The following is a 22,529-nucleotide window of genomic DNA, read 5'->3' on the forward strand; positions in this document are numbered from 1 at the left end:
ATCGGCGATGCAGGCGGCGTGTCAGCGTGGCTCAGGCCTCGTCGCCGTCACTGCCTTCCTCTGCTGGCAGCGCGTCCGGCAGCAACTGGCGGCTCTGCTCAACCGGCAGCGACTCGACATCCCTCAGCTTGCGGGCGATCGCGCGGGTGCGCACCCCGGTCTGGTCGATCTGCTTGCTGGCCTGGTCCAGCTTGGCCTTCACGTTGTCCAGCACATCGCCAAACTTGCCGAACTCGGTCTTCACCGCACCCAGCAGGCTCCACACCTCGCTGGACCGCTTCTCGATGGCCAGTGTGCGGAAACCCATCTGCAGGCTGTTGAGCAGTGCGGTGATCGTGGTTGGCCCAGCGACCACCACGCGGTGGTCACGCTGCAGCAGATCGACCAGGCCGGGGCGCCGGATCACCTCGGCATACAGGCCTTCGGTGGGCAGGAACATCACCGCGAAGTCGGTGGTGTGCGGCGGCACGATGTACTTCTCGCAGATCGACTTGGCCTGCACCTTCACCGCACGTTCCAGCTGCGTACCCTGCACGCGTACCAGTTCGGCGTCGCCCTGTTCCTGCGCGTCCAGCAGGCGCTCGTAGTCTTCGCGTGGGAACTTGGAGTCGATCGGCAGCCACACCGGCGTGTCATCGCTGCTGCGGCCCGGCAGGCGCACGGCGATATCGACCATCTCGCCACTATCCGGGCGTACCTTCACCCCGCGCGCGTACTGCTCCTGGATCAGGGTCTGCTCGAGGATGTTCTCCAGCTGTACTTCACCCCAGCTGCCGCGCGTCTTGACGTTGGTCAGCACGCGCTTGAGGTCACCCACGCCGGTGGCCAGCTGCTGCATCTCGCCGAGGCCACGCTGCACCTGTTCCAGACGCTCCGAGACCAACTTGAAGGACTGGCCCAGGCGTGTTTCCAGAGTGGACTGCAGCTTTTCATCCACCGTCACGCGCATCTGTTCCAGCTTCTGCGCATTGTCGCTCTGCAGCGCGCGCAGCTGTTCTTCCAGCGTCGTGCGCATCTCGGCGATGCGCTGCTCGTTGCGCTGCGTCAGTTCCTGCAGGCGCAGGCCAAGGCTTTCGGTCAGCCGCTGCTGCGACTGCGCGCCCTCCTCGCGGCCCTTGCGTGCATCGTCCACCAGGGTCTGGCGCAGCGCGCCGAGCTGGGTATCGGTACGCCCGGTGAGCTCCTGCAGCTGCTGGCCAAACGCATGGATGCGCGCTTCCTGCTGCTGGCCGAAGGTCTCCAGCTGGCTGCGCAGTTCCTGCAGCCGCTGTCCCATCAACGCCGCGCCCCGCTGCTGGCTCTCGGCCGCTTCGGCGCGCGCCTTGCGGGCATCTTCGCCCAGTGCTTCGCGCAGCAGGTCCAGGCGCTGGTCGGTGCGGGTGGACAGATCGGTCAGCGCGCGGGCGAAGCCATCGAGCTGTTCGCGCAGCTCACTGCGCCCGGCGCGCGCCTCCTCACGCACCGCCTGTTCCAGGCGGTCGTGCGGCGGGCGGCGCAGCAGGGCCACAAGCTGCAGGATGAGCACGGCCAATAGAAGGCCGCCAATGAGCAGATATTCGGTTTGCATGGGGCAAGTGTAGGCTGGCAGAGTCTCAGCTGCTGCGCCGGAACCATGCTCTCTCTTTACGGAAAGCCCACCTCCATCAATGTGCGCAAGGTGCTGTGGCTGTGCGCAGGGCTGGATCTGTCCCTGCACCATGAGCCTGCGCCACCGGCGGACCTGCTGGCCGCACTGAACCCCAACCGGCAGGTGCCGGTGCTGCGTGATGGCGACTTCGTGCTGTGGGAGTCCAACAGCATCTGCCGCTACCTGGCCGTACGCGCTGGCCGTGATGACCTGCTGCCCGGTACGGCGCAAGGCCGCGCCCCGGTCGAGCAGTGGATGGACTGGCAGGCCAGCGACCTCAACAGCGCCTGGCGGCACGTGTTCATGGCGCGCGTGCGCCAGCATCCGGACTACCCGGACGATGCCCGCGCCGAGGCCAGCCTGGCGCAGTGGAACCGGCTGATGGGTGTGCTTGATGCACAGCTTTCCGCCACCGATGCCTACGCGGCGGGCAGCACCTTCACCCTCGCCGACATCGTGCTTGGCCTGTCGACCCAACGCTGGCGCAGCACACCGGGGCGCAGGCCCGCACTGGCACACGTAGAGGCCTGGTTCGAGCGCTTGCGCCAGCAGCCGGGTTTCGCCGACCACGTCGACAACGGCGTGGCCTGAAGCAGGGGTCAGATCCCTTTGGGAAAGGGATCTGACCCCAAGGGCGCGGGAACAACCAGCCTTACCAGCCTTCCAGCACGATCTTGCCCTTGGCGCGGTGGCTCTCCAGCAGCGCATGCGCGCGCCGCAGGTTGGCCGCGTCGATGCGCCCGAAGTGCTCGCCCAGGGTGGTCTGCAGCACGCCGGCGTCGATCAGCTCGGCCACCCGGCCCAGCAGGTCGTGCTGGCGCTGCATGTCCGCGGTCTTGTACAGCGGGCGGGTGAACATCGATTCCCAGTGCAGCGACAGCGCCTTGCGCTTGAGCGCCATCACATCCACCTGGCCCGGATCGTCGATCAGGCCGAACTGGCCCTGCGGCGCCAGCAGCTCGACGATCTGCGCGTAGTGCTGGTCGGAATGGGTCAGGCTGGCCACATGCTGCACCTCGCTGATGCCCAGCCGTGCCAGGCCTTCGGCCAGCGGCTGGCTGTGGTCGATCACGTGGTGCGCGCCCATCGCATACACCCAGTCCTGGGTGTCCGGGCGCGATGCGGTGCCGATCACCGTCAGTTTCGTCAGCTTCCGCGCCAGCTGCACCAGGATCGAGCCGACGCCACCGGCGGCCCCGATCACCAGCAGGGTCTGGCCCTCGCCACCGCCTTCGGGAATACGCAGGCGGTCGAACAGCAGCTCCCAGGCGGTGATCGCGGTCAGCGGCAGCGCGGCGGCAGCCGCATCATCAAGGCTGGCCGGCTTGCGGCCGACGCTGCGCTCGTCCACCAGCTGGTATTCGGCATTGCTGCCCGGCCGGTCGATCACGCCGGCGTAGTAGACCGCATCGCCGGGCTGGAACAGGGTCACTTCGCTACCCACGGCGTCGACGATGCCGACCGCGTCCCAGCCCAGCACGCGCGGTCCATCGGTGGCCACGCCACGACGGACCTTGGTGTCGACCGGGTTCACCGCCACCGCACGCACCGCCACCCGCAGGTCGCGTGGGCCGGGCTGCGGCAGTTCCAGTTCGATATCGATCAGGGCCCGGGTGTCGTCGATCGGCAGGCCGGCGTGGGTGTAGGCAATGGCGCGCATGGCAGCGGTCCAGTGGGGAAGGAGTGCACAGGTTGCGCCGCGCACGGTCGCTCAGAAAGGCGCAGAATCGGGCAGCACTTTCACTCCGGCAATGAAGATGATCCGCTTCGATGACCTGCAGTTGTTCGTCCGCACGGCCGCACTGGGCAGCTTCTCGCAGGCGGCCCGCGAGGCCGATCTGTTACCCGGCCAGGTCGCTGCTGCCGTGGCGCGGCTGGAACGCGAGCTGGACCTGCGCCTGTTCGTGCGTACCACCCGCAGCCTGCGCATGACCGGCGAGGGCGCGCTGTACCTGCCGTATGCGCAGGAGGTGCTGGCTACCCTGCGCGAAGGGCGGGCCCGCGTGCAGGGCGAGGACGCCGAACTGCATGGCACGCTGCAGCTGTCGGCGCCGTCGGACTTCGGTCGCAACCTGCTGCTGCCGTGGCTGACTGCGTTCCGAGCCGCCCATCCACGGCTGCGCCTGCACCTGCGGCTGTCCGATGAAGTGGCCGACGTGTTCCGCGATCCGGTCGATGTGGCGATCCGCATCGGCCACTTCGACGACGCCAACTACGTGGCCCTGCCCCTGCTCGAAGGCAACCGCCGTGTACTCGCGGCCTCGCCCGATTACCTGCAGCGACGGGGCACGCCGGTGCGCCTGGACGAACTGCGCGAGCACGATTGCCTGGTCTACCAGCTCAGTGGCCGCGCCTATGATCGCTGGTCGTTCGAGGTCGACGGGCGCCGCACCGTGATCCCGGTGCGCGGCCCGCTGGTCTGCGACGACGCCGACGTGGTGCGCCGCTGGGCGGTGGCGGGCGAGGGCATCACCTACAAATCCTGGCTGGACCTGCGCGAAGACGTGCTGGCCGGGCGCCTGCAGCTGCTGCTCGACGGCGTCGGCAGCCACATTCCACTGCAGCTGGTGTGCCCGCATCGCAAGCAGTTCTCGCCGGCGGTGCGGCAGCTGCACGCGCAGCTGCGCCAGCACCTGCAACCGCTGCTGTCTGGCATGCCCGATGGACTCGCCGGCCCCCTGTCGCCCGCCCCGGTGCTGGCCGACAATGGCGGCCCCCCGTAAGAGAGAACACCGCCATGCCGTGGATGGGCATCCAGGACCTGTGGACCTTTCTGGTCGCCGTGTTGGTGTTTCTCGCCCTGCCCGGTCCCGGCACCTTCACCCTGCTGACCGCCACCGGCCGAGGCGGCGTGCGCGGTGGCTACACGGCACTGGCCGGCCTGCTGGTCGGTGACCAGATCCTGATGTGGCTGGCGCTGGCCGGCGTGGCTGCGCTGCTGAAAGCCAACCCGCTGGTGTTCCACGCCGTGCAGTACCTGGGTGCGGCCTACCTGGTGTGGGTGGGCATCAGCCTGCTGCGTACGCCGAAGCACGAGGGCGGTGATGCTGGCCCGATCCGCATGCAGCCGGGCCGCTATTTCCAGCAGGCAATCCTGGTCAGCCTGCTCAATCCGAAGGCGATCCTGTTCTACATGGCCTTCCTGCCGCTGTTCATCGATCCCAAGGCACACCAGGGCATTGCCACCTTCGCGGCGCTGGCCGGGATCATCCTGGTGGTCAGCATTGCGTACTGCTCGATGCTGATCGGCGTGGGCAACCTGGCCCGCCGCCGGTTGATCCAGCATCCGCGCATCAGCGATGCGCTGCGCCGGGTGGCCGGCCTGTTCCTGGTGGGATTCGGCATCCGGTTGGGGTTGAACGGATGAAGGCCTGGCTGGCAGCCGCGGTCGCACTCCTGCTCGCCGGCACCGCCTCTGGCACCACCGTGCAGGACCATCGCTGCCTGAGCGGCGGTCGCAATGACAGCATCCACCTGGAATGGCGCTGGCTGGAGGACGGCCGGGCCGATGTGCGCTACGCCGGGCAGCGCGAGCGCCTGCCCCTGCACCGGATCTCGATGGAGACCACGGTGCTGGCCGAAGATCGCCCGTACCAGTTCGACAGCGTCTGGGAAGAACGCATCGACGGGCGCCTCAACGGCCGCTACCTGCTGAGCACGCAGGGCGCGCTGGTGCTGGATCTGAGCTACGAACGCGCTCGTGATGGCCGTCGCACCACCTTCCACGACGACCCCGAAGCCTGGCAGGAAGACGGCTGTCGCTGGCCCGGCAGGGTGGCTGAGTGAGCACCATCGACGACGACACCCTGCTGGAGCGCAGCTGGGAGTATCGGGAGGAGACGCTGTACCGGCGGTTGTTCGGCGATACCGGACCGGGGATCTACCCCCTCGACATGGATCTGCTGCGCAACGTCTTCAAGCAGGAGCAGATCGACCCGCGCTGGCTGCATGTCGGCGTCAATGCGTGCCCTCCGCACGGTGATCGACGGCACTGGATCTATGTCAGCACCGGCCTGTCCAACCCCTGGGAAGGGCGGCACGAAGATGGAGATTCGGGGTGGGGCATCGAACTGATGCTTGAGACGCAGGAAGAAGCGACGTGGGCGCTGACCACCTTGCGCTGGTTCACCGCGTACCACCTGCTGCTGTGCCACTCACGCATGCCCGGCAATCCGTTGACGCCATGGGACCGGCTGAAGCTGGGGGGGCCGGTGGATCACGCAGGGAGCATGCTGCAGGCGGCCGTCTTCGTGCCGTCATTGCATTTTCCGGGACCCCAGCAATTGCCATCGGGACGATTCGACTTCCTGCAGCTGCTGCCGTTGACCCTGGACGAGCACGCGTTCGGCCGCGCGCATGGCTTCGAAGTGCTGGTGGCCCAGTTGAGAACCCAAGGTGCGGCGCCGGTGGTCGATCCGCAGCGGGTCAGCATCGATCTGGCCCCTGCTCTCGTACTTCAATCGCCTCCGGGCTCGCCTTGAGGGATCGAATCATTTCGAATCCTGCCAGCGTTTGTGCCGATTCCGGCAGCCTGGCCGGGGGGCAGCGCGCGCCCCGCCATGCATGACCCCCGTCAGTGGTAATGCTGCGCTGCGTTCGGTCACACTCGGGAACTTGTCGTTCTTAGTCACCCCTTCCGAGGCCTGCATGTCCCTGTTCCGGCGCAAGTCCCTAGATTCCGTCACCGTCCACGAAGCCGGCAGGCGTCTGATCCCGACGCTCAGCTGGCCGCACCTGATCGCGCTGGGTATTGGCGCCATCGTCGGTACCGGCATCTACACACTGATCGGCGTCGGTGCCAACCTGGCCGGCCCGGCCGTACTGATCTCCTTCGCCATTGCCGGTGCGGTCTGCGCCTGCGCGGCACTGTCCTACGCCGAGCTGTCGACGATGATGCCGGCCGCCGGCAGTGCCTACACTTACAGCTACAGTGCGCTGGGCGAAGTATTCGCCTGGGTGGTGGGCTGGAGCCTGATCCTGGAGTACTCGCTGGTGGTGAGTACGGTGGCGGTGGGCTGGTCCGGCTACTTCGTCGGCTTCCTCGAATGGGTCCACACCCAGTTCGGCTGGAACGTGCACCTGCCGGCCTGGCTTGCCGCCGGCCCGCACGTGGAAGGCGGCATGATCAACCTGCCGGCGATCATCATCACCTGGCTGGTGGCAGGCATGCTGATGGCCGGCACCAAGGAAAGCGCCACCCTCAACGCCATCCTGGTGGTGTTCAAGCTGATCGCGCTGGCCATCTTCGTGGCCGTGGCCCTGCCCGCCTTCGACAGCAACAACCTGCAGCCGTTCATGCCGTATGGCTTCGCCAAGTCGATGGGCCCTGACGGCGTCGAGCACGGCGTGATGGCGGCAGCGGCGATCATCTTCTTCGCCTTCTACGGCTTCGATGCGATCTCCACCGCCGCCGAGGAAACCAAGAACCCGGGCCGCGACCTGTCGATCGGCATCATCGGTTCGATGATCGGCTGCACCATCGTCTACGTGCTGGTGGCGCTGGCCGCCGTGGGTGCGATGAGCTACGCCGTGTTCGGCCACAGCGCTGAGCCGCTGGCCCTGATCATGCGCCAGCTGGGCCATCCGACCGCGGCGATGGTGATCGGCGTGATCGCGATCATCGCCCTGCCGACGGTGCTGCTGGCCTTCCTGTACGGGCAGAGCCGCATCTTCTTCGTGATGAGCCGCGATGGCCTGCTGCCGCGTGGCCTGTCCAAGGTCAACGCACGCACCGGCACGCCGGTGGCGACCACGCTGTTCACCGCGGTGGTGGTGTCGGCGCTGGCCGGTGTGGCGCGCCTGGACGAGATCGCGGCGCTGGCCAATGCCGGTACCCTGGCCGCGTTCACTGCCGTGGGCATCTGCCTGGTGGTGCTGCGCCTGCGCGAGCCGAACCGCGAGCGCACGTTCCGCACGCCGCTGGCCTTCGTGGTCGGCCCGCTGGCCGCGCTGGGCTGCATCTACCTGTTCCTCAGCCTGCCGCACAGCACCCAGCTGTACTTCCTGCTGTGGAACGTGGTCGGCCTGGTGCTGTACTTCCTGTACAGCCGCCGCCACGCGTTGATCGCGAAATAACCGGTTCATCGGTGGTGCCGGCCGCTGGCCGGCAACTTGCATTCTGTTGATACGGGCAATGCCGGCCAGAGGCCGGCACGACCGCAGGGCGGTCAACCGCCCTGCTTTGCGGCGTAATCCTGCACCTTGCGCATCACCCGCAACAGGTTGCCGCCCCAGATGCCGGCGATCTGCTGCTCGGTGTAACCCTTGCGCAGAAGCCACGCGGTGATCTTCGGCAGCTGGCTGACATCGGGCAGGTCACTCAGGCCACCGCCGCCATCCCAGTCCAGGCCGATGCCCACATGGTCCGGGCCGACCACCTTGAGGATGTGCTCGAAGTGGGCGAAGAAGTCGTCCAGGCTGGCGTGGCGCACCGGGTGCTCGTGGTCCAGCGCCTGCTCGGCTTCCAGCAGGGCAACCCCCTGCTCGATGCCCATGCCTTCCCAGCCGCCCAGCTGCTTGCTCAGCGCTTCCTCGGCCTGCTTGCGCTCGGGCGTCTTGGCAGTGTCGATCAGGTAGCCGCCATAGGCGTTCACCTGGATCACGCCACCGGCCTTGGCCAGCTTGCGCAACCGCCCATCATCCAGGTTGCGCGGGTGGTCGTAGACGGCCTTGGCCGAGCTGTGCGAGAGCACGAAGGGCACCGGCATCATCGCCAACAGGTCGTCGAACACCGCGTCCGACGCGTGCGACTGGTCTATCACGATGCCCAGCCTCACCGCCTGCCGCACCAGGTCCTTGCCGGCCGGGCTCAGGCCCTTCCATTCCGCGCCCTTGGGGTCGGTGGCCGAATCGGCGAACTCGTTGTTCGCGAAGTGCACGGTGCTGAGCAGGCGCAGGCCGGCGCGGTGGTAGAACGACAACAGGCTCGGGTCGGCCACCAGCGGGCTGGCGTTTTCCATGCTGATGTAGACCACGCGCTTGCCGGCGGCCTTGATCCGCGCGGCATCATCGGCGGTCAGCGCCAGTGCGAAGCGCTCGGGATTGGCGGCCAGCATTTCGCGGATTTCCATCAGGCGCTGCAGGCCGTGGTCGCGTTCAGCAAGATGGGCGGCGGCGGTGCGGTCGCCCTGGTCGGTGTAGATCGCCCAGAAACCGCCGTCCAGCGCGCCTTCGACCATGCGCGGGTAATCGACCTGCGAAAGCGCGTTGCGGTCATGACGCTGTTCGATGTCGAAACCGGTGCGGCCGAAATTGGCCGGCGTATCCAGATGGCTGTCGAGGGTGACCAGGCGCTGCTGCAGTGCCTTGGCGCGGGCCAGTTCCTGCGCGCTGAACTCGATGGCATGGGCGGACAACGGCGCGCACAGCGCCAGGGTAAGCAACAGAGACAGGCGACACAGCGATGGCATGGACGCTCACCGGCAAGGAGAAGAACCCGACCATAGCGCTGTGTTGGCAACCTCCGGTAGTGCCGGGTGACCCTGCGCACTCCATTACACTCGGCGGCAGCCGCTATCGATGACGGCAACCCACCGGCTGCGTCGCCCCTGAAACGGAATTCCGATGTCCCATTCCGCCCCGCCCCCCCTTCCTACCGCTCACCCTGCACCTGAGGGTGCGCCGCTCAGCGTCGAACAGCTCAAGCGCGATGTACTGCCGGTCCTGTTCGCCGGGCGCATCGACATCGGTCGCTATGGCCCCGCCGAACTGGCCAACGCCAGCGCGGAGCCTGCCTGGCAGGATGGCAGCGCCCACGCGCTGGCCAGAGCATTGGCCGGTCTGGTCAGCCGCCTTGCCGAACACGACCCCAATGCTCTGCTGGAACGTGCCAGCTGGTGGGATCGGTTCACCGGCGCCGATATCGAGCGGCGGCTTCGCCGGCGCATCGCGCTGGGCGGCAACGGCGACGTGCTGTCCGAGGTCGAGCACCAGGCCGCAGCGGTGCGCAGCAGCGTCGACCGCTTGAATGCGCAACTCGATGAGCATGATGCGCAGGGTGCACGCCTGCAGATCTACATCGATGCGGGGGTGCAGTTCCTGCAGGAACTGCCAGCGGACAATGGCGCCGTGGACGATCCGCTGGTGCTGGACCGCCCCGTGGAACGCCTGCAGCGGCGCGTGGCCAATCTGACCGCGCTGCTGGCCAGCCACTCGATCAGCCGCATCCAGGTGCAGCTGGCACGCAACCACGCCATTGAACTGCTCGACCGCTACTGCGAGACCGTGCAGATCCTTGTGCCGATCTGGCGCCAGACCATCCAGGCGCTGCAGAACAGCGACAACGCTAGCCCGCAGATGGTCGCGCGTGCGGCACAGGCCCAGGACCAGCTGAAACAGGCCCTGCAGCAGCTGCTTCGTGCTTCCGGAGAACCCGCATGATCACGTCCCGGCCCGATCCACTGAAGGTGCCAGCAGAGCTGCAGCAGCGGGTCGAAGCGGTTTCCGGCCTGCGCGCGCTGTATCGCCGGGGTTCGTTCGCACGCACCGTGGGCCTGGCCTGTTTCGCGGTGCTGCCGGCCGCTGCGCTGTTGTCCATGATCTTCCTGCAGGGCCTGACCGGCAGCCCGCCCTCGGCGCACGTTCCGGCCGGCTACGGCAATGACCCGTCCACAATCGCCCTGCTGCTGTCTGCCAGCCTGTGCTTCGCTGGCGGCATGCTGGTCTGGATGGGGTTCGGCCTGCGCAGGGTGCTGCTCAATCGCGGTGTACGCCACTTCACCTTCTCGTTCGTGATCGGCGGCTCCATGCTGGTCGTCCTGATGGCTGGCAACGGAATCGTCAGTCCCGACTTCAGCCGGGCCGACGTCGGCGATGGCACGAAGCTCGACAGCACGCAGCTTGGCAAGCTCATCGACAGCCCCGGATTCACCGCGCTGAGCCCGCAATGGCAGGGTTACCTGCAGGCGCAGCACTCGCTTGCAAGGACCAGCACCCCCTTGAACGACACCGGCCTGGCCATCGCCCGCGGCGAGGACATCGGTATCGCGGTGCCCGATGTCATCCGTGCGCGCCTTGAAGCCAAAGCCAAGGTTCCCTATTCGGAGCGCAGCCAGGCGTGGCTGCATGCCCATTGGCTGCGCATGGACGTGTTGCACGTCATCGGCATGGCGATCGCCTGGTCACTGCTGCTGCTTGTCATCGCCGGCATCGGCCTGACCACCCTGGGCTACCACGTGCGCGGCCGGGCCCGGGTGATCAACGGCCTGCTGCAGCAACTTCAGCCACCGCCCCCGCAGGCCAGCGCACAACCGTGAGGTGCTGCCGGCCAGCGACCGGCAACACCGAAGCCTTGGATCAATCCACCACGCGGCAGAACACGGCCTTCAGGTAACGCGATTCCTGCACGTGGGCCATGAACGGATGGTCCGGACCAGCGCCGGCCACCTTCAGGATCTGGATCGTGCGGCCGGAGAAATAGGCCGCGCGGCGCAGCATGTCGAGGAACTGGTCCTCGGCCACCAGGCCGGTGCAGGAGAAGGTGGCGAACAGGCCACCGGGCTTGACCACGCCCAGCGCCAGCTTGTTCATGTCCAGGTACTTCTTCAGCGCGGTGATCACCTGGTCGCGGTCGCGGGTCATCTTCGCCGGATCCAGGATCACCACGTCGTACTGCTCGCCGCGGTTGGCGGCATCACGCAGCCACGGGAAGATGTCGGACTGGACGAACTTCGGACGCACGTTGTTCAGGCGCGAATTGCCCTTGGCGATCTGGATGACGTCTTCATCGATGTCGATGCCGACCACTTCCGAAGCACCACGCGCAGCCGCATACACGGCGAAACCGCCGGTGTTGCAGCACAGGTCCAGCACGCTCTTGCCTTCCACCTGCTGGCTCAGCCACTCGCGGTTCTCGCGCTGGTCGGCGAAGAAGCCGGTCTTGTGCGCACCGGCCGGGTCGGCGCGGAACTTGATGCCGTACTCGGTGATCACCGACGCTTCGGTGGTGGTGTTGCCGTGGAAGTCGAAACTTTCCTGCTTCTGCACGTGCTCGTCGGCGAAGCTGTGGAAGCGGCAACCCGGGAACTGCTCGCGCAGGGCGTCATAGATCCACTCGCGATGGCGGAACATGCCGGCGGCGAAGAACTCGACCACCACCAGGTCGCCGTAGCGGTCGACCACCAGCCCGGACAGGCCGTCGCCTTCGCTGTGCACCACGCGCCAGGCGTCGGACACCGCGTCCAGCTTCAGCACCTCACGGCGCAGCGACACCGCCTGGGCGATCTTGCGCGAGAACCAGCCGGCATCGACCGGTACGTTCTGGTCGGTTTCGAGGATGCGCACGGCAATGCGCGAGTGCCCGTTGTAGAACCCGCGGCCAATGAACTCGCCATCGATGCCGACCACGTCGACGATGGAACCGGGCTTGGGCCGGACGGTCGGCTTCTCGACCAGTTTCTGGAAGATCCACGGGTGGCTGGAACGCCACGCATTCTTGAGGCGGACAATCGGAAGGGGGGTATTCATCCACCTATTGTAAACCGGGCACCGGGGTCAGATCCCCGAAGGGGCTCTGACCCCGGTATGGCGACGACGAGGGGTCGGAGCCCCTGCGGGGATCCGACCCCGCCGCCGCCCATTTGACGGCGGCCCGGCCAGACGGCAGAATCGGCGCCAGAAGGGGAGTAGCTCCCAGACGTTGTCGCCGTCATTTCGAGCCCGCAGGCTCCGGTGCAACGGCAGTTCCAGCCGACTGGAACTGCGAGCGAGACCTTCGCCGTACTGGCGAAGCTCTGTCCCTGGATCCCCCTCCCGATCCTCCGTTGCAGATCCTCGCCGTCCGGCCTGGCATTCATCTTTCCAACGGACATTCCCAATGCAGACGATCGGTAACGTGTGGTTGTGGGGCGGCTTCGCAGCGGTGGTGGTCATCGCCCTGCTGGTCGACCTCGTGTTGATGCGCCATGGTGGACCGCACAAGGTCACCTTCAAGGAGGCCCTGTGGTGGTCCATCGGCTGGGTCGCGCTGGCCCTGCTGTTCAATGCGGGCCTCTGGTACTACCTGAATGAGACCGCGGGCCAGGTGGTGGCCAACAAGGTCGGCCTCGAGTTCCTGACCGGCTACCTGGTCGAGAAGGCGCTGGCGGTCGACAACATCTTTGTCTTCCTGATGATCATGAGCTACTTCGCGGTGCCCGAGGAACAGCGCCAGAAGGTGCTGATCATCGGCATCCTGGGTGCGATCGTGCTGCGTACGATCATGATCTTCGCTGGCAGCGTGCTGATCAGCCAGTTCCATTGGCTGCTCTACGTGTTCGGCGCCTTCCTGCTCTTCACCGGCTGGAAGATGTGGTTCGCCGCTGGCCAGGAGCCTGATCTGGAAACCAACCCGGCGCTGCGCTGGATGCGCAAGCACCTGCGCCTGCTGCCGGATTACGCCGGCAACGCGTTGAGCGTGAAGCGCGACGGCGTGCGCTGGTTCACCCCGCTGTTCGCGGTGCTGATCCTGATCGCGGTCACCGACGTGATCTTCGCGGTGGACAGCATCCCGGCAATCTTCGCAATCACCACCGACCCGTTCATCGTGCTCACCTCCAACGTGTTCGCGGTGCTGGGCCTGCGTGCGATGTTCTTCCTGCTGGCCGGCATGGCCGACCGCTTCCACCTGCTGCCGTACGGCCTGGCGCTGGTGCTGGGCTTCATCGGCATCAAGATGATGATCATCGACCTGTTCAAGATCCCGACCCCGGTGTCGCTGGGCGTGGTCGCAGTGATCATCGCCGCCACCGTGGTGCTGAGCCTGAAGTACCCGCCGAAGGAAGGCGAAGGCCAGGCCTGAGCCTGACCGTTGAACGGCGCGGCCGGTGGGATTGTCCCACCGGCCGATTCCACTCTCCCGCAGCGGTGGCCTTGGTTTCGTGCCAGTCACCGCCATTGCTGAGGTATGGACAACAACGCGCCCCTGCCCACCGGCGACGTGCCGGCCCCCCGCAATGACCGCTCGCGCATCCTGCGGGCGTTTAATGTCAGCCTGGCCGCCGTGCTGGCGCTGGTGGCCGTGTTCGCCCTGCAGGGCACGTTCGACTGGCGACCGTGGGCGGTCGCGCCGCTGGAAGCCAAGGGCCTGCTTGGCCTGATCGGCGGCCCGATGCTGCATGCCTCGGTCGAGCACATCGTCGCCAACAGCATCGCGATCCTGATCCTCGGCACGCTGGCCGGCAGCGTCTACCCGAAAGCCACCGTGCGCGCCCTGCCCCTGCTGTGGCTGGGCTCGGGCATCGGCGCGTGGATGCTGGGCAATCCGGGCAGCGTGCACCTGGGCGCCAGCGGCGTGACCCATGGCCTGATGTTCCTGCTGGCCAGCCTGGGCCTGCTGCGCCGCGACCGTGCAGCGATTGCCACCGGCCTGATCGGCATGCTGTTCTACGGCGGCATGCTGATGACCATCCTGCCGCACGCCGACGGCGTGTCCTGGCAGTCACACATGGGCGGCGCCTTCGCCGGCATCATCGCTGCGCTGCTGTTCCGCAACGCCGACCCGCTGCCGCCGCGCCAACGCTACAGCTGGGAAGACGAAGAGGACGAGGTCGAGCCGCTGGCCGACGACGAGCTGGAGCCGCCATCTCCGCAGCGCGTGCCGGTGCTGTGGCAGCCGCGCGAAGGCCAGGACTACGTGGTGATCCCGTTCCGCCGCCCGGACGACCCGCGCAGTTGAGGTGACGGTAGTGCCGCCCGCTGGCCGGCAACCTCATGACCCGGTAGTGGCCGACCTTGGTCGGCACTCCTGCCGTGTGCCAACCAAGGTTGGCATCTACCAGAGTCCGTCAGTCCGCCGCGTTGCCCGCCGCGCCCATTCCATCCACCGCCTGCCGGCCCAGCGCCGGGTCATCGGTGAAGAACGCATCGATGCCGGTGGCCAGATAGGCACGCATCTCGGCAATCGAGCCCTCGGCATTGCGCGCGTTGTCGGCGCCCTTGCGCAGGTTGCTGGCCTGGAAGTGGTTCTCCGGGCGGAAGGTGTACGGAATCACCATCAGGCCAGCCGCATGCGCATCGCGCACCAGCGTGGTCGGCGTGCCCAGCGCGCCCTTGTCATCCAGCGGAATGATCGAACGCAGTTCCGGGCCGATGCTGTCGGCGTAGCTGGCGATGTCCTTCAAGCTGGCCGGGGTCATCATCTGCGCGTAGGTCAGCTTGCCACCGGCTTTGGCGATGTCGGCTGGCTGGGTGTCGCCCTTCCACAGCAGCTGCAGCAAGCGGATGTTGCTGCCGCGCGGAATCTTGCCGCGCAGGTAGCGCAGATTGGCGGTCTCGAACGACTGGATGGTGACCGGGCCAACGTTGGTATAGGCATTGCCACGCAGTGCGGCCAGCAGCTTGTCTTCCATCGGCAGGCCGATGGACTGGAAGTAGGTCGGGTGCTTGATCTCCGGGACCAGGCCGATGCCACGGTTGGCGCGGCCGGCCTGCTGCACCAGGAAGGCCAGGATCTCGTCCAGGCTGGCGATACGGAACTGGCCGTCGTAGGCGGTGCTGCGCAGTTCCGGCAGGCGCTCACGGGCGTACAGGGTCTTCAGCTCTGCCAGGGTGAAGTCTTCGGTGAACCAGCCGTCGACCTTCTGACCGTCGATCACCTTGCTGGTGCGGCGGCTGGCGAACTCCGGATGCGAGGCGACGTCGGTGGTACCGCCGATCTCGTTCTCGTGGCGGGCCACCATCACCCCGTCCCTGGTCATCACCAGGTCCGGTTCGATGTAGTCGGCGCCATCGGCGATGGCCTGTGCATAGGCCGCCAGGGTGTGCTCGGGCAACAGTGCGCTTGCCCCGCGATGGCCGTAGACCGACACCTTGGGTGCGGCCGGGGTGGAGGATTCAGCACTCATGGCCACCGATGGTGCCACGGCCAGCGACAACAGCAACGCACAACCCCACGACTTCACTGCGACTTCCCCAAGCGGTATGTGATGGGCGTCAGTATGCGGCGGGAATGTGACAGGTGGGGGACCCCATGGATTCGGTAGTCGCCGACCTTGGTCGGCGCTCTGCCAGCCGGCGTCCATGGCCCCGGACGCACTGTGCCAACCAAGGTTGGCACCTACCTGAGCGAGGGTTGGCACCTACCCGAGCGTGAGCCGCGCGGTTGATCGATGACGGGGTCAGAGCCCCTTCGGAGATCTGATCCCGAGCAGCTCGTTCGGCTGGGATGCCGGCCAGCGGCCGGCACTACCAAGGCTTACTTCCCGATGCAGAAACTGGAGAAGATCCTGCCCAGCAGATCATCGGCACTCATCTGGCCGGTGATCTCGCCCAGCGCGTCATGTGCCAGCCGCAGTTCTTCGGCGGCCAGTTCCAGGTGCTCGTGCGCAAGCTCGCCATCGGCGCACTGTGCGTGTTCCTGTGCGCGTTCGATCGCATCCACGTGGCGGGTGCGCGCGGAGAACTCGCCATCCACCTGCTCCCCTGCCCCGGCCGAGGCGATGCTGCGCAGGCGCGCGTGCAGGTCGTCCAGCCCGGCGCCGGTGGCGGCCGAAACGAACACACGGTCCGGGTCATCCAGCGCGGGCAACGTATCCAGCAGGTCCGACTTGTTGTGGATGTAGACCTTGTGCGGCACCGCCGCCACGGCCTGCCCCAGCGCAGCCTCACCGGCCGCCGGATCGCACGCGTCCAGCACGATCAGCGCGAGGTCGGTGCGCTCGATTTCCACGTGGGCGCGGCGCATGCCTTCACGTTCGATGGCGTCGCCGCCGTCGCGCAGTCCCGCGGTGTCGACCAGGGTCAGTTCCAGGCCATCCAGGCGGATGGTCTCGCGCAGGGTGTCGCGGGTGGTGCCCGCGATATCGGTGACGATGGCGCGTTCGCTGCCGGCCAGCGCGTTCAGCAGTGAGCTCTTGCCTGCATTGGGCGGACCGATAAGCACCGCGTGCAGGCCATCGCGCAGGCGACGGCCACGTTCGGCGTCGCGGCGCAGCAGGGCCAGATCGCTGCGCGCCTGTTCCAGCCCGAGGCGCACCTGCGCACCACCGAGCGTATCCAGCGGTTCGTCGGCAAAGTCGATGGCCGCTTCCACATGGATGCGAAGCAGCACCAGCTGCTCGGCCACGGCGTCGATGCGCCGTGAGAACACGCCATCCAGCGAACGGCGAGCGGCGCGTGCGGCGCGGTTGTCGCCGGCGGCGATCAGGTCGGCGATGGCCTCGGCCTGGGCCAGGTCGAGCTTGCCGTTGAGGAACGCGCGTTCGCTGAACTCGCCCGGCCGTGCCTGGCGCGCGCCCAGCGCGATGCAGCGCGCAACCAGTTGCTGCAGCAGCACCGGACTGCCATGGCCCTGCAGTTCCACCACCTCTTCGCCGGTGAAGCTGTTCGGCGCCGGGAACCACAGCACGATGCCATCGTCGATCACCTCATCGTCGGCATCGCGCAGGCGTGCGTAGTGCGCATGGCGCGGGCGCAGCGCGGGCGCACCCAGCGCGTTGGCGATGGCCGCAGCGCGCGGGCCGGACAGGCGCAGCAGGCCGACGCCACCGGCACCGGGTGCGCTGGCGATGGCGACGATGGTGTCAGTGCGAAAGGTATCGTCCATCGCTCAGAGTTTCTCCAGCTGCGCGCGCGCCTGTGCAGCACCGCTGCCCTGCGGCTGCAGCGCCAGGTAGGTGGTGTAGGCCTGCTTCGCCTTGGCCCTGTCGCCCGCGTTGAAGTAGGCGTCGCCCAGGTTGAGATAGGCCACGGCACGCGAGGGGTCGATCTTCAGCGTGTTCTCCAGCCAGCGTGCGGCTTCAGCGTAACGCTGCTGGCGGTAGTAGACGAATCCGAGGTTGTTGGCAGCCTGGGCGAAGTCCGGGCGCAGCTTCAGCGCCTCGGTGAACTGCGCCACCGCCTCGTCGTACTGCTTTTCGCGGTACAGCTGCAGGCCACGGTCATTGGCCTGCTGCGCGCGCTGGCGATCCGATGCCGGGCCGGCAGTGGGCACCACAAGCTTGGCCTTGCCACCCTGCAGGTCGGCCACCGTCACCGGCGCCTGGCTGCCCTTGGCTTCGCTGGCGGCTTCGACCTTGTTGTTCAGTGCGATCGCATCGGCGGTCAGCTGGCGCGTATCGGCATTGAGGAACTCCTGGCTGTCCGGCACCTGGAACACGAACTCCCCGCCCTGCGAACCGGGCAGGCTGCCGAAGGCCGGCGTCTGGTGCGAAACGGCCGAGACGGCGGGCGCCACGTAGGCGGCCAGTTCGGTACCCGTGATCAGGCCATCGCCGTTGAGGTCGCCCTTGCCGGCCAGCGCCTGCAGCAGCACCCACGTAAACACCGAATGGCCATTGGGACCGGCGTCGGCGACCTGCTGGTCGGCGCCGCCGGCTGTCAGCATCTGGCGTGCGCTGCGGCGTGCGTTCTCGCGCAGGAACGACGACGACGCCGGGCCGCCACGGGTCAGGCCCAGGCCGCTGTAGCAGGCATCCATCACGAACATCACGTGCTTGGCCTGCATGCTCTCGGCGATGTTCTGGATGTCGGTCATCGCAATGGCGTCGGTGGCAAATTCCTTCGGGTCCGAATCGACCGGAATGATGTAGCCAAGGTCGCGTCCGGAGGCGAGCTGGCGGGTGGCACCATGGCCGGCGAAGAACACGAACACGCGGTCGTTCTTTCCGGTGCGGTCATCGGCCAGGCGGTCGTGGAAGGCGGCCAGGATGTTGTTGCGGGTGGCCTGCTCGTTCTTCAGCACGATCACCTGCGAGGACGGGAAACCAAACTGCCCGGTCAGCGTGTCGGCCACCGCCTGCGCGTCATGGCTGGCGTATTCCAGCTTCGGCCACTTGGCGTAGTTGTCGATGCCGACCACGATCGCCCACGACTTCTCGTAGCCAGTGGTGACGGTGGCGGCACCGGTGTCGCCCTTGCGCGCGCGGGCAACGGTGAAGTCGCGGCCGTTCCAGCCTGCGAACTGGTAGCCATCGGCAATCAGGCGGTCGAGGATCTGCGGCAGCGCCTTCACCGCACGATCGTGGATGTCGTGGAACAGGATGATGCCGCGCTGTTCCTTGTTCACCTGGTCGAGCACGCGCTGCACGATCGACTCCGGGACCGGGTCGGCCCAGTCCATCGAGTCGATGTTCCACATGATCGATTTCAGCCCGGCCTCGTTGAGCAGCTGCAGGCCTTCGGCGTTGCGCGCGCCATAGGGGAAGCGGAACAGCGGTGCACGCTTGCTGTCGACATCCTTCAGCAGCGTGTCGGTGTCCAGCACCTGCTGGCGCAGCGCATCACCGGTGGTGCGCGAGAGCTGGGCGTGGGTCAGGCTGTGGTTGCCCACCGCATAGCCCTCCTCCATCAGATTGCGACTGATCTTCGCCATCGGGCCGAGACTGACCTTGCCATCGGCTTCCACCTTGCCCAGGTTGCGGCCCACTTCGAAGAACACGCCCGGCACGTCGTAGCGCTTGAGGATGGCCACCACTTCATCGGTATAGGCCTTGTGCGGGCCATCGTCGAAGGTCAGCACCACGGTCTTGGCCGGCAGGTCGCGGCCGAAGATCTCGCGGTCACTGTCCTTCATCGACATCGGGTACGGCTCGATCACGCCGTAGTCGCGCAGGATCGCTTCGCGGTTGTAGTCCTTGTGCAGGTGGGCGATGTAGTCCTCCCACTTCTCGCGCTTGAGCTCGATGGCACGGGTGCGTTCGAAGCGGCTGAAGATGCGGGTCAGTTCCTGGTTGTAGTTGCGTTCGATCTCATCGAGCGCTTCCAGGTCCTCGCCGATGCGCTGGTGCAGCTTCACCGCCGGCAGCGAAGAGTCGGTGCCGACGCGCTCATGCAGATCGCGCAGCACTTCGCGGAAAGCCAGGCGGTCGGCGTCGAACAGTTCCGGCGCCGACTCGATGTAGTCCAGCACGGTGCCGAGGGTGGCGAAGCGCTGGGGGCTGGAACCACGCAGCAGCGTATCGAACTGTGCGGCGATCGCCGTGCGCTGTTCCAGCCCATCGTGGAACAGCTGCTGGCCCACGCGCGTGGAGGTACCACGGTCGGCGGCCGACTGCTGTTCCTCGTCGGCCAGCAGCACGATGATCCGGCGGTAGCCGTCGAGCTGCTTCTGCAACGCAGCCAGCAACGGTGCAGCGGCCGGATCGGCAGCAGCAGCCGCCTGCGCGCTGGGCTGGGTGACGGTGGTCGCCGGTGCCTTCGCGTCCTTGTCACCACAGCCGGCAACGACCAGGGTGAGCAGAAGCGAAGGCAGGAACAGGCGGAACGACGACGCACGCGGCATGGCGGACTCGGAAGTGGGAGGAACGGTGTCCGGGGAATTCTAACGCCGCATGCGAAAAGCCCGCCTTGCGGCGGGCTTTTGCGGGTCGGTCGGGATTATTTCTTCTTGACCGGAGCCGGGGCGGTGGTGGCCGGGACCGGCTCGCCGCCATGGCGCTTGGTCATCCACCACTGCTGCAGCAGGCCCAGGCCGCCGTTGACCACCCAGTACAGGACCAGGCCGGACGGCATGAAGGCCATCATGACGCCGAACACCAGCGGCATGAACTGCATCATCTTCTGCTGCATCGGGTCCATGCCCGGCGCCGGGGTGAGCTTCTGGGTGAACCACATCACCGCCACGTTGATCACCGGCAGGATGAAGTACGGGTCGCGTGCGGTCAGGTCCTGGATCCAGCCCAGCCACGGCGCCTGGCGCAGTTCGACCGACTCGACCAGCACCCAGTACAGGGCGAAGAAGATCGGCATCTGGATGAGGATCGGCAGGCAGCCGCCCATCGGATTGATCTTTTCCTTCTTGTACAGCTCCATCATCGCGGTCTGGAACTTCTGGCGGTCATCGCCGTAGCGTTCCTTCAACTGCGCGATGCGCGGCTGGAAGCGACGCATCTTGGCGCCGCTCTTGTACTGCACGGCCGACAGCGGGTACAGCACCAGCTTCAGCAGCACCACCAGGCCGACAATCGCCCAGCCCCAGTTGCCGACCAGCTTGTGCACCTGGTTCAGCACCCAGAACAGGCCCTGGCCGATCACCGCCATCATCGAGAAGCGGCTGTAGTCGACCACGCGGTCCAGGCCCGGCACGTCTTCCTTGGCGATCAGGTTGACCAGCTTCGGGCCGACCCACAGGCGGGCTTCGGTGCTGGTCGACTGGCCCGGGGCCACGGTGAAGGCGGGGCCACGCGCTTCGATCAGGTCACGACCGGCCACCTGCGACAGCACGTAGTGCGCGGTCTGGTCCTTCTGCGGGATCCAGGCGGTGAAGAAGTGGTGCTGCAGCATCGCCAGCCAGCCGCCGGTGATGTTCTGGTTCAGCGTGCCGTCTTCCAGGTAGTCCTTGAACGCACGACGCTGGTACTTCTTGTCGTTGTCGTACCAGGTGGCACCGTTGAAACTGAACGAATCCGGGTTGGTCATGCTCCGCGACAGGATGGTCGGGGTGCGGTCCAGGGTGCGGTAGACGTAGCCGTTCCACGGGGCGGCGCCAGCGTTGCTGACTTCGTCCTTGAAGCGCACGGCGTACTCGTTGCGCGAGACGGTCAGGGTGCGCTTGATGGTCACGCCGTTGTCGGCGGTCCACACGAACGGGATCTGCAGCTCGTTCTGGCCCTTGGCCAGCACGAAGTCCTTGGTGTCGCCGACCAGCTTGAAGCCGTCGGCACCCGGCACCGGGGTGTTCTTGTCTTCGCTGGCCCAGCCGCTGATCGCGCTGTACGGGTGCGCGGGGTCTTCGGTCAGCAGGCGGACCGGCGGGCTGCCTTCGTCCTTGGTCTGCGGGAACTGCAGCAGCTCGGCGTCCAGCACGCGGCCGCCGTCGAGCACCAGGCGCAGCACGTCGGTGGTGACGGTCACGCGCTGGCTGGCCGGGGTGGCGCTGGCCTGGGCCTGCACGGCAGCCTGGCCCGGGGCGCCCGGCACCTGGGCACTGGGGATGGCGCCCGGGGTCGCGCCCGGAACACTCTGTGCGGCGGCCGGGGCCGACGTGGTCGTCGGTGCCGGGGTCGGAGCAGCCTTTTCACGGCTCCACTCCATCCACAGCAGCACGGCCACCATCAGCCAGGCAAAAATGAGGAATACGCGGGTCTGGTTCATCAGCGGACAGGCTCGGCGGGGCCGGGACGCGATGCCGGCTCGGTCAAAGAGGGAGTTGCGATGCCATCAGGCGGCGGCATTGTGCCGTCCACGCCCGGCGTGGGCAATGCACGCAGGCGACGCAGCAGGCGCAGGAAGGCCTGGCGGATCTCGTCGTTGCTGGCGGAACGCGCAGCACTACGAGCCACGACGACAAAGTCGCCTGGCTGGATGTCGGTACGTGTCTGACGCAGGATGTCGCGCAGGACGCGCTTGATCCGGTTACGCCCGACGGCGTTCGGATCAACCTTGCGGGAAACCGCCAGACCCAGCCTGGCCGGCCGGTCAGCCGGCAGCCAGTGCAGGGTCATCAGCGGATCGGACACACGGCGGGCGCCGTTGAAGACCGTTGAATATTCGGCACGCGTGCGAACCCGCGCAGAGCGAGGGAATCGCTTGCGCGGGTCTGCAGTATTCACTGTCGAAGGGATTGCGTCTGCCGCGCTGTGCGGCATGGCAATCAGGCGCTCAGGACTTTGCGGCCCTTGGCGCGGCGACGCGACAGGATCTTGCGGCCGTCAGCGGTCTTCATACGGGCACGGAAGCCGTGGTCGCGCTTACGCTTGAGGTTGCTGGGCTGGTAGGTGCGCTTCGTGGCCATTGGGGGCCTCTCGTATGAATGGGACGGAAAGAACCGGAAATTCTAGAGAGGTACCCCGGCCCAAGTCAACCCCTGGCAGCTACGCGAATTCACTGGGCTGTGCAATAGCTGTGGATGTTTTTGTGAATAAGTAGGGGACAAGCATTCCGAAGGCGGGCGCTCGGTGGTAGTCTGAGCCATCCATTTCCCCCCTTTCCGGCCTGTGTTTGGGCGCCTTGTCGCGTCCATGCCCCGGCCACCGGACGATTATTGCTG

20 protein-coding genes are annotated in these 22,529 nt (G+C 66.8%); 10 read left to right on the forward strand and 10 right to left on the reverse strand.

Annotated elements, in window-relative coordinates; genetic code table 11:
• Positions 1-31 precede the first annotated feature (31 nt).
• A complete protein-coding gene (locus tag ACZK4H_RS21865; protein ID WP_099554177.1) occupies positions 32-1,567 on the reverse strand; it encodes a DNA recombination protein RmuC in 1,536 nt (511 codons plus the stop codon).
• A 45-nt stretch (positions 1,568-1,612) separates the two neighbouring features.
• On the opposite strand from ACZK4H_RS21865, the gene ACZK4H_RS21870 reads away from it, so the two are divergent.
• Positions 1,613-2,218: a glutathione S-transferase family protein gene (locus ACZK4H_RS21870; RefSeq protein WP_099554175.1), complete on the forward strand. Its 606-nt coding sequence runs from the start codon at positions 1,613-1,615 to the stop codon at positions 2,216-2,218.
• 61 nt (positions 2,219-2,279) lie between these two features.
• On the opposite strand, the gene ACZK4H_RS21875 is transcribed toward ACZK4H_RS21870, so the two are convergent.
• Positions 2,280-3,287: a zinc-binding alcohol dehydrogenase family protein gene (locus ACZK4H_RS21875; RefSeq protein ID WP_099554173.1), complete on the reverse strand. Its 1,008-nt coding sequence runs from the start codon at positions 3,285-3,287 to the stop codon at positions 2,280-2,282.
• A 91-nt stretch (positions 3,288-3,378) separates the two neighbouring features.
• On the opposite strand from ACZK4H_RS21875, the gene ACZK4H_RS21880 reads away from it, so the two are divergent.
• The 5 genes from ACZK4H_RS21880 (at position 3,379) to ACZK4H_RS21900 (ending at position 7,702) form a co-directional block, all read left to right on the forward strand.
• Positions 3,379-4,350, forward strand: a complete 972-nt coding sequence (locus ACZK4H_RS21880; protein ID WP_099554171.1) for a LysR family transcriptional regulator — start codon at positions 3,379-3,381, stop codon at positions 4,348-4,350.
• A gap of 14 nt (positions 4,351-4,364) precedes the next feature.
• Complete coding sequence (leuE, locus tag ACZK4H_RS21885; RefSeq protein ID WP_005411716.1) at positions 4,365-4,994, forward strand: leucine efflux protein LeuE; 630 nt, start codon at positions 4,365-4,367, stop codon at positions 4,992-4,994.
• The gene (locus tag ACZK4H_RS21890; protein ID WP_099554169.1) at positions 4,991-5,413 is read left to right on the forward strand and encodes a hypothetical protein; all 423 of its coding nucleotides are present in this window, start codon (positions 4,991-4,993) and stop codon (positions 5,411-5,413) included. Before leuE ends, ACZK4H_RS21890 begins: the two co-directional genes overlap by 4 nt.
• Complete coding sequence (locus ACZK4H_RS21895; protein WP_099554167.1) at positions 5,410-6,108, forward strand: suppressor of fused domain protein; 699 nt, start codon at positions 5,410-5,412, stop codon at positions 6,106-6,108. The genes ACZK4H_RS21890 and ACZK4H_RS21895 overlap by 4 nt, the downstream gene beginning before the upstream one ends.
• Positions 6,109-6,274: 166 nt before the next feature.
• Positions 6,275-7,702: an amino acid permease gene (locus ACZK4H_RS21900; protein ID WP_099554166.1), complete on the forward strand. Its 1,428-nt coding sequence runs from the start codon at positions 6,275-6,277 to the stop codon at positions 7,700-7,702.
• A gap of 92 nt (positions 7,703-7,794) precedes the next feature.
• Here the strand turns inward: ACZK4H_RS21900 and ACZK4H_RS21905 are convergent, their stop codons facing one another.
• Positions 7,795-9,036: a dipeptidase gene (locus ACZK4H_RS21905; RefSeq protein WP_099554164.1), complete on the reverse strand. Its 1,242-nt coding sequence runs from the start codon at positions 9,034-9,036 to the stop codon at positions 7,795-7,797.
• A 154-nt stretch (positions 9,037-9,190) separates the two neighbouring features.
• Between ACZK4H_RS21905 and ACZK4H_RS21910 the strand changes: the two genes are divergently transcribed.
• Positions 9,191-10,006: a protein klaA gene (locus ACZK4H_RS21910; RefSeq protein ID WP_099554162.1), complete on the forward strand. Its 816-nt coding sequence runs from the start codon at positions 9,191-9,193 to the stop codon at positions 10,004-10,006.
• Positions 10,003-10,881 carry a hypothetical protein gene (locus ACZK4H_RS21915; RefSeq protein ID WP_099554160.1) on the forward strand — a complete coding sequence of 293 codons (879 nt, stop codon included), beginning with the start codon at positions 10,003-10,005 and terminating at the stop codon, positions 10,879-10,881. Before ACZK4H_RS21910 ends, ACZK4H_RS21915 begins: the two co-directional genes overlap by 4 nt.
• 40 nt (positions 10,882-10,921) lie before the next feature.
• On the opposite strand, the gene ACZK4H_RS21920 is transcribed toward ACZK4H_RS21915, so the two are convergent.
• The gene (locus ACZK4H_RS21920; RefSeq protein ID WP_010487449.1) at positions 10,922-12,091 is read right to left on the reverse strand and encodes a class I SAM-dependent rRNA methyltransferase; all 1,170 of its coding nucleotides are present in this window, start codon (positions 12,089-12,091) and stop codon (positions 10,922-10,924) included.
• Positions 12,092-12,440: 349 nt separating this feature from the next.
• Between ACZK4H_RS21920 and ACZK4H_RS21925 the strand changes: the two genes are divergently transcribed.
• Together ACZK4H_RS21925 and ACZK4H_RS21930 are read left to right on the forward strand one after the other, a co-directional pair.
• Positions 12,441-13,403, forward strand: a complete 963-nt coding sequence (locus ACZK4H_RS21925) for a TerC family protein (protein ID WP_010487446.1) — start codon at positions 12,441-12,443, stop codon at positions 13,401-13,403.
• A gap of 105 nt (positions 13,404-13,508) precedes the next feature.
• Entirely contained in the window at positions 13,509-14,279 is a 771-nt protein-coding gene (locus ACZK4H_RS21930) for a rhomboid family intramembrane serine protease (RefSeq protein WP_099554158.1), read from the forward strand.
• 109 nt (positions 14,280-14,388) lie between these two features.
• Here the strand turns inward: ACZK4H_RS21930 and ACZK4H_RS21935 are convergent, their stop codons facing one another.
• From ACZK4H_RS21935 to rpmH, 6 genes are all read right to left on the reverse strand, one after another.
• A complete protein-coding gene (locus ACZK4H_RS21935; protein ID WP_099554156.1) occupies positions 14,389-15,504 on the reverse strand; it encodes a glycerophosphodiester phosphodiesterase in 1,116 nt (371 codons plus the stop codon).
• A gap of 293 nt (positions 15,505-15,797) precedes the next feature.
• Positions 15,798-17,147 carry a tRNA uridine-5-carboxymethylaminomethyl(34) synthesis GTPase MnmE gene (gene mnmE / locus ACZK4H_RS21940; RefSeq protein WP_099554154.1) on the reverse strand — a complete coding sequence of 450 codons (1,350 nt, stop codon included), beginning with the start codon at positions 17,145-17,147 and terminating at the stop codon, positions 15,798-15,800.
• Between the two features lie 3 nt (positions 17,148-17,150).
• On the reverse strand, positions 17,151-19,823 hold the full coding sequence (locus ACZK4H_RS21945) for a polysaccharide deacetylase family protein (RefSeq protein ID WP_099554152.1): 2,673 nt from the start codon (positions 19,821-19,823) through the stop codon (positions 17,151-17,153).
• Between the two features lie 95 nt (positions 19,824-19,918).
• Positions 19,919-21,634 carry a membrane protein insertase YidC gene (gene yidC, locus ACZK4H_RS21950; RefSeq protein WP_099554150.1) on the reverse strand — a complete coding sequence of 572 codons (1,716 nt, stop codon included), beginning with the start codon at positions 21,632-21,634 and terminating at the stop codon, positions 19,919-19,921.
• Positions 21,634-22,128, reverse strand: a complete 495-nt coding sequence (gene rnpA / locus ACZK4H_RS21955) for a ribonuclease P protein component (protein ID WP_012481687.1) — start codon at positions 22,126-22,128, stop codon at positions 21,634-21,636. Before rnpA ends, yidC begins: the two co-directional genes overlap by 1 nt.
• Positions 22,129-22,133: 5 nt before the next feature.
• Positions 22,134-22,274 (reverse strand): 50S ribosomal protein L34, encoded by a 141-nt coding sequence (gene rpmH / locus ACZK4H_RS21960; RefSeq protein ID WP_005411729.1) that lies wholly within the window; start codon positions 22,272-22,274, stop codon positions 22,134-22,136.
• Positions 22,275-22,529: the final 255 nt, after the last annotated feature.

The organism is Stenotrophomonas sp. 78350_Sma (assembly GCF_056482105.1).

Coding starts and splice junctions, on each gene's coding strand:
- ACZK4H_RS21865 (WP_099554177.1), bottom strand. CDS start 1,567: ATGCAAACCGAATATCTGCTCATTGGCGGCCTTCTATTGGCCGTGCTC.
- ACZK4H_RS21870 (WP_099554175.1), top strand. CDS start 1,613: ATGCTCTCTCTTTACGGAAAGCCCACCTCCATCAATGTGCGCAAGGTG.
- ACZK4H_RS21875 (WP_099554173.1), bottom strand. CDS start 3,287: ATGCGCGCCATTGCCTACACCCACGCCGGCCTGCCGATCGACGACACC.
- ACZK4H_RS21880 (WP_099554171.1), top strand. CDS start 3,379: ATGAAGATGATCCGCTTCGATGACCTGCAGTTGTTCGTCCGCACGGCC.
- leuE (WP_005411716.1), top strand. CDS start 4,365: ATGCCGTGGATGGGCATCCAGGACCTGTGGACCTTTCTGGTCGCCGTG.
- ACZK4H_RS21890 (WP_099554169.1), top strand. CDS start 4,991: ATGAAGGCCTGGCTGGCAGCCGCGGTCGCACTCCTGCTCGCCGGCACC.
- ACZK4H_RS21900 (WP_099554166.1), top strand. CDS start 6,275: ATGTCCCTGTTCCGGCGCAAGTCCCTAGATTCCGTCACCGTCCACGAA.
- ACZK4H_RS21905 (WP_099554164.1), bottom strand. CDS start 9,036: ATGCCATCGCTGTGTCGCCTGTCTCTGTTGCTTACCCTGGCGCTGTGC.
- ACZK4H_RS21910 (WP_099554162.1), top strand. CDS start 9,191: ATGTCCCATTCCGCCCCGCCCCCCCTTCCTACCGCTCACCCTGCACCT.
- ACZK4H_RS21915 (WP_099554160.1), top strand. CDS start 10,003: ATGATCACGTCCCGGCCCGATCCACTGAAGGTGCCAGCAGAGCTGCAG.
- ACZK4H_RS21920 (WP_010487449.1), bottom strand. CDS start 12,091: ATGAATACCCCCCTTCCGATTGTCCGCCTCAAGAATGCGTGGCGTTCC.
- ACZK4H_RS21925 (WP_010487446.1), top strand. CDS start 12,441: ATGCAGACGATCGGTAACGTGTGGTTGTGGGGCGGCTTCGCAGCGGTG.
- ACZK4H_RS21930 (WP_099554158.1), top strand. CDS start 13,509: ATGGACAACAACGCGCCCCTGCCCACCGGCGACGTGCCGGCCCCCCGC.
- mnmE (WP_099554154.1), bottom strand. CDS start 17,147: ATGGACGATACCTTTCGCACTGACACCATCGTCGCCATCGCCAGCGCA.
- ACZK4H_RS21945 (WP_099554152.1), bottom strand. CDS start 19,823: ATGCCGCGTGCGTCGTCGTTCCGCCTGTTCCTGCCTTCGCTTCTGCTC.
- yidC (WP_099554150.1), bottom strand. CDS start 21,634: ATGAACCAGACCCGCGTATTCCTCATTTTTGCCTGGCTGATGGTGGCC.
- rnpA (WP_012481687.1), bottom strand. CDS start 22,128: ATGCCGCACAGCGCGGCAGACGCAATCCCTTCGACAGTGAATACTGCA.
- rpmH (WP_005411729.1), bottom strand. CDS start 22,274: ATGGCCACGAAGCGCACCTACCAGCCCAGCAACCTCAAGCGTAAGCGC.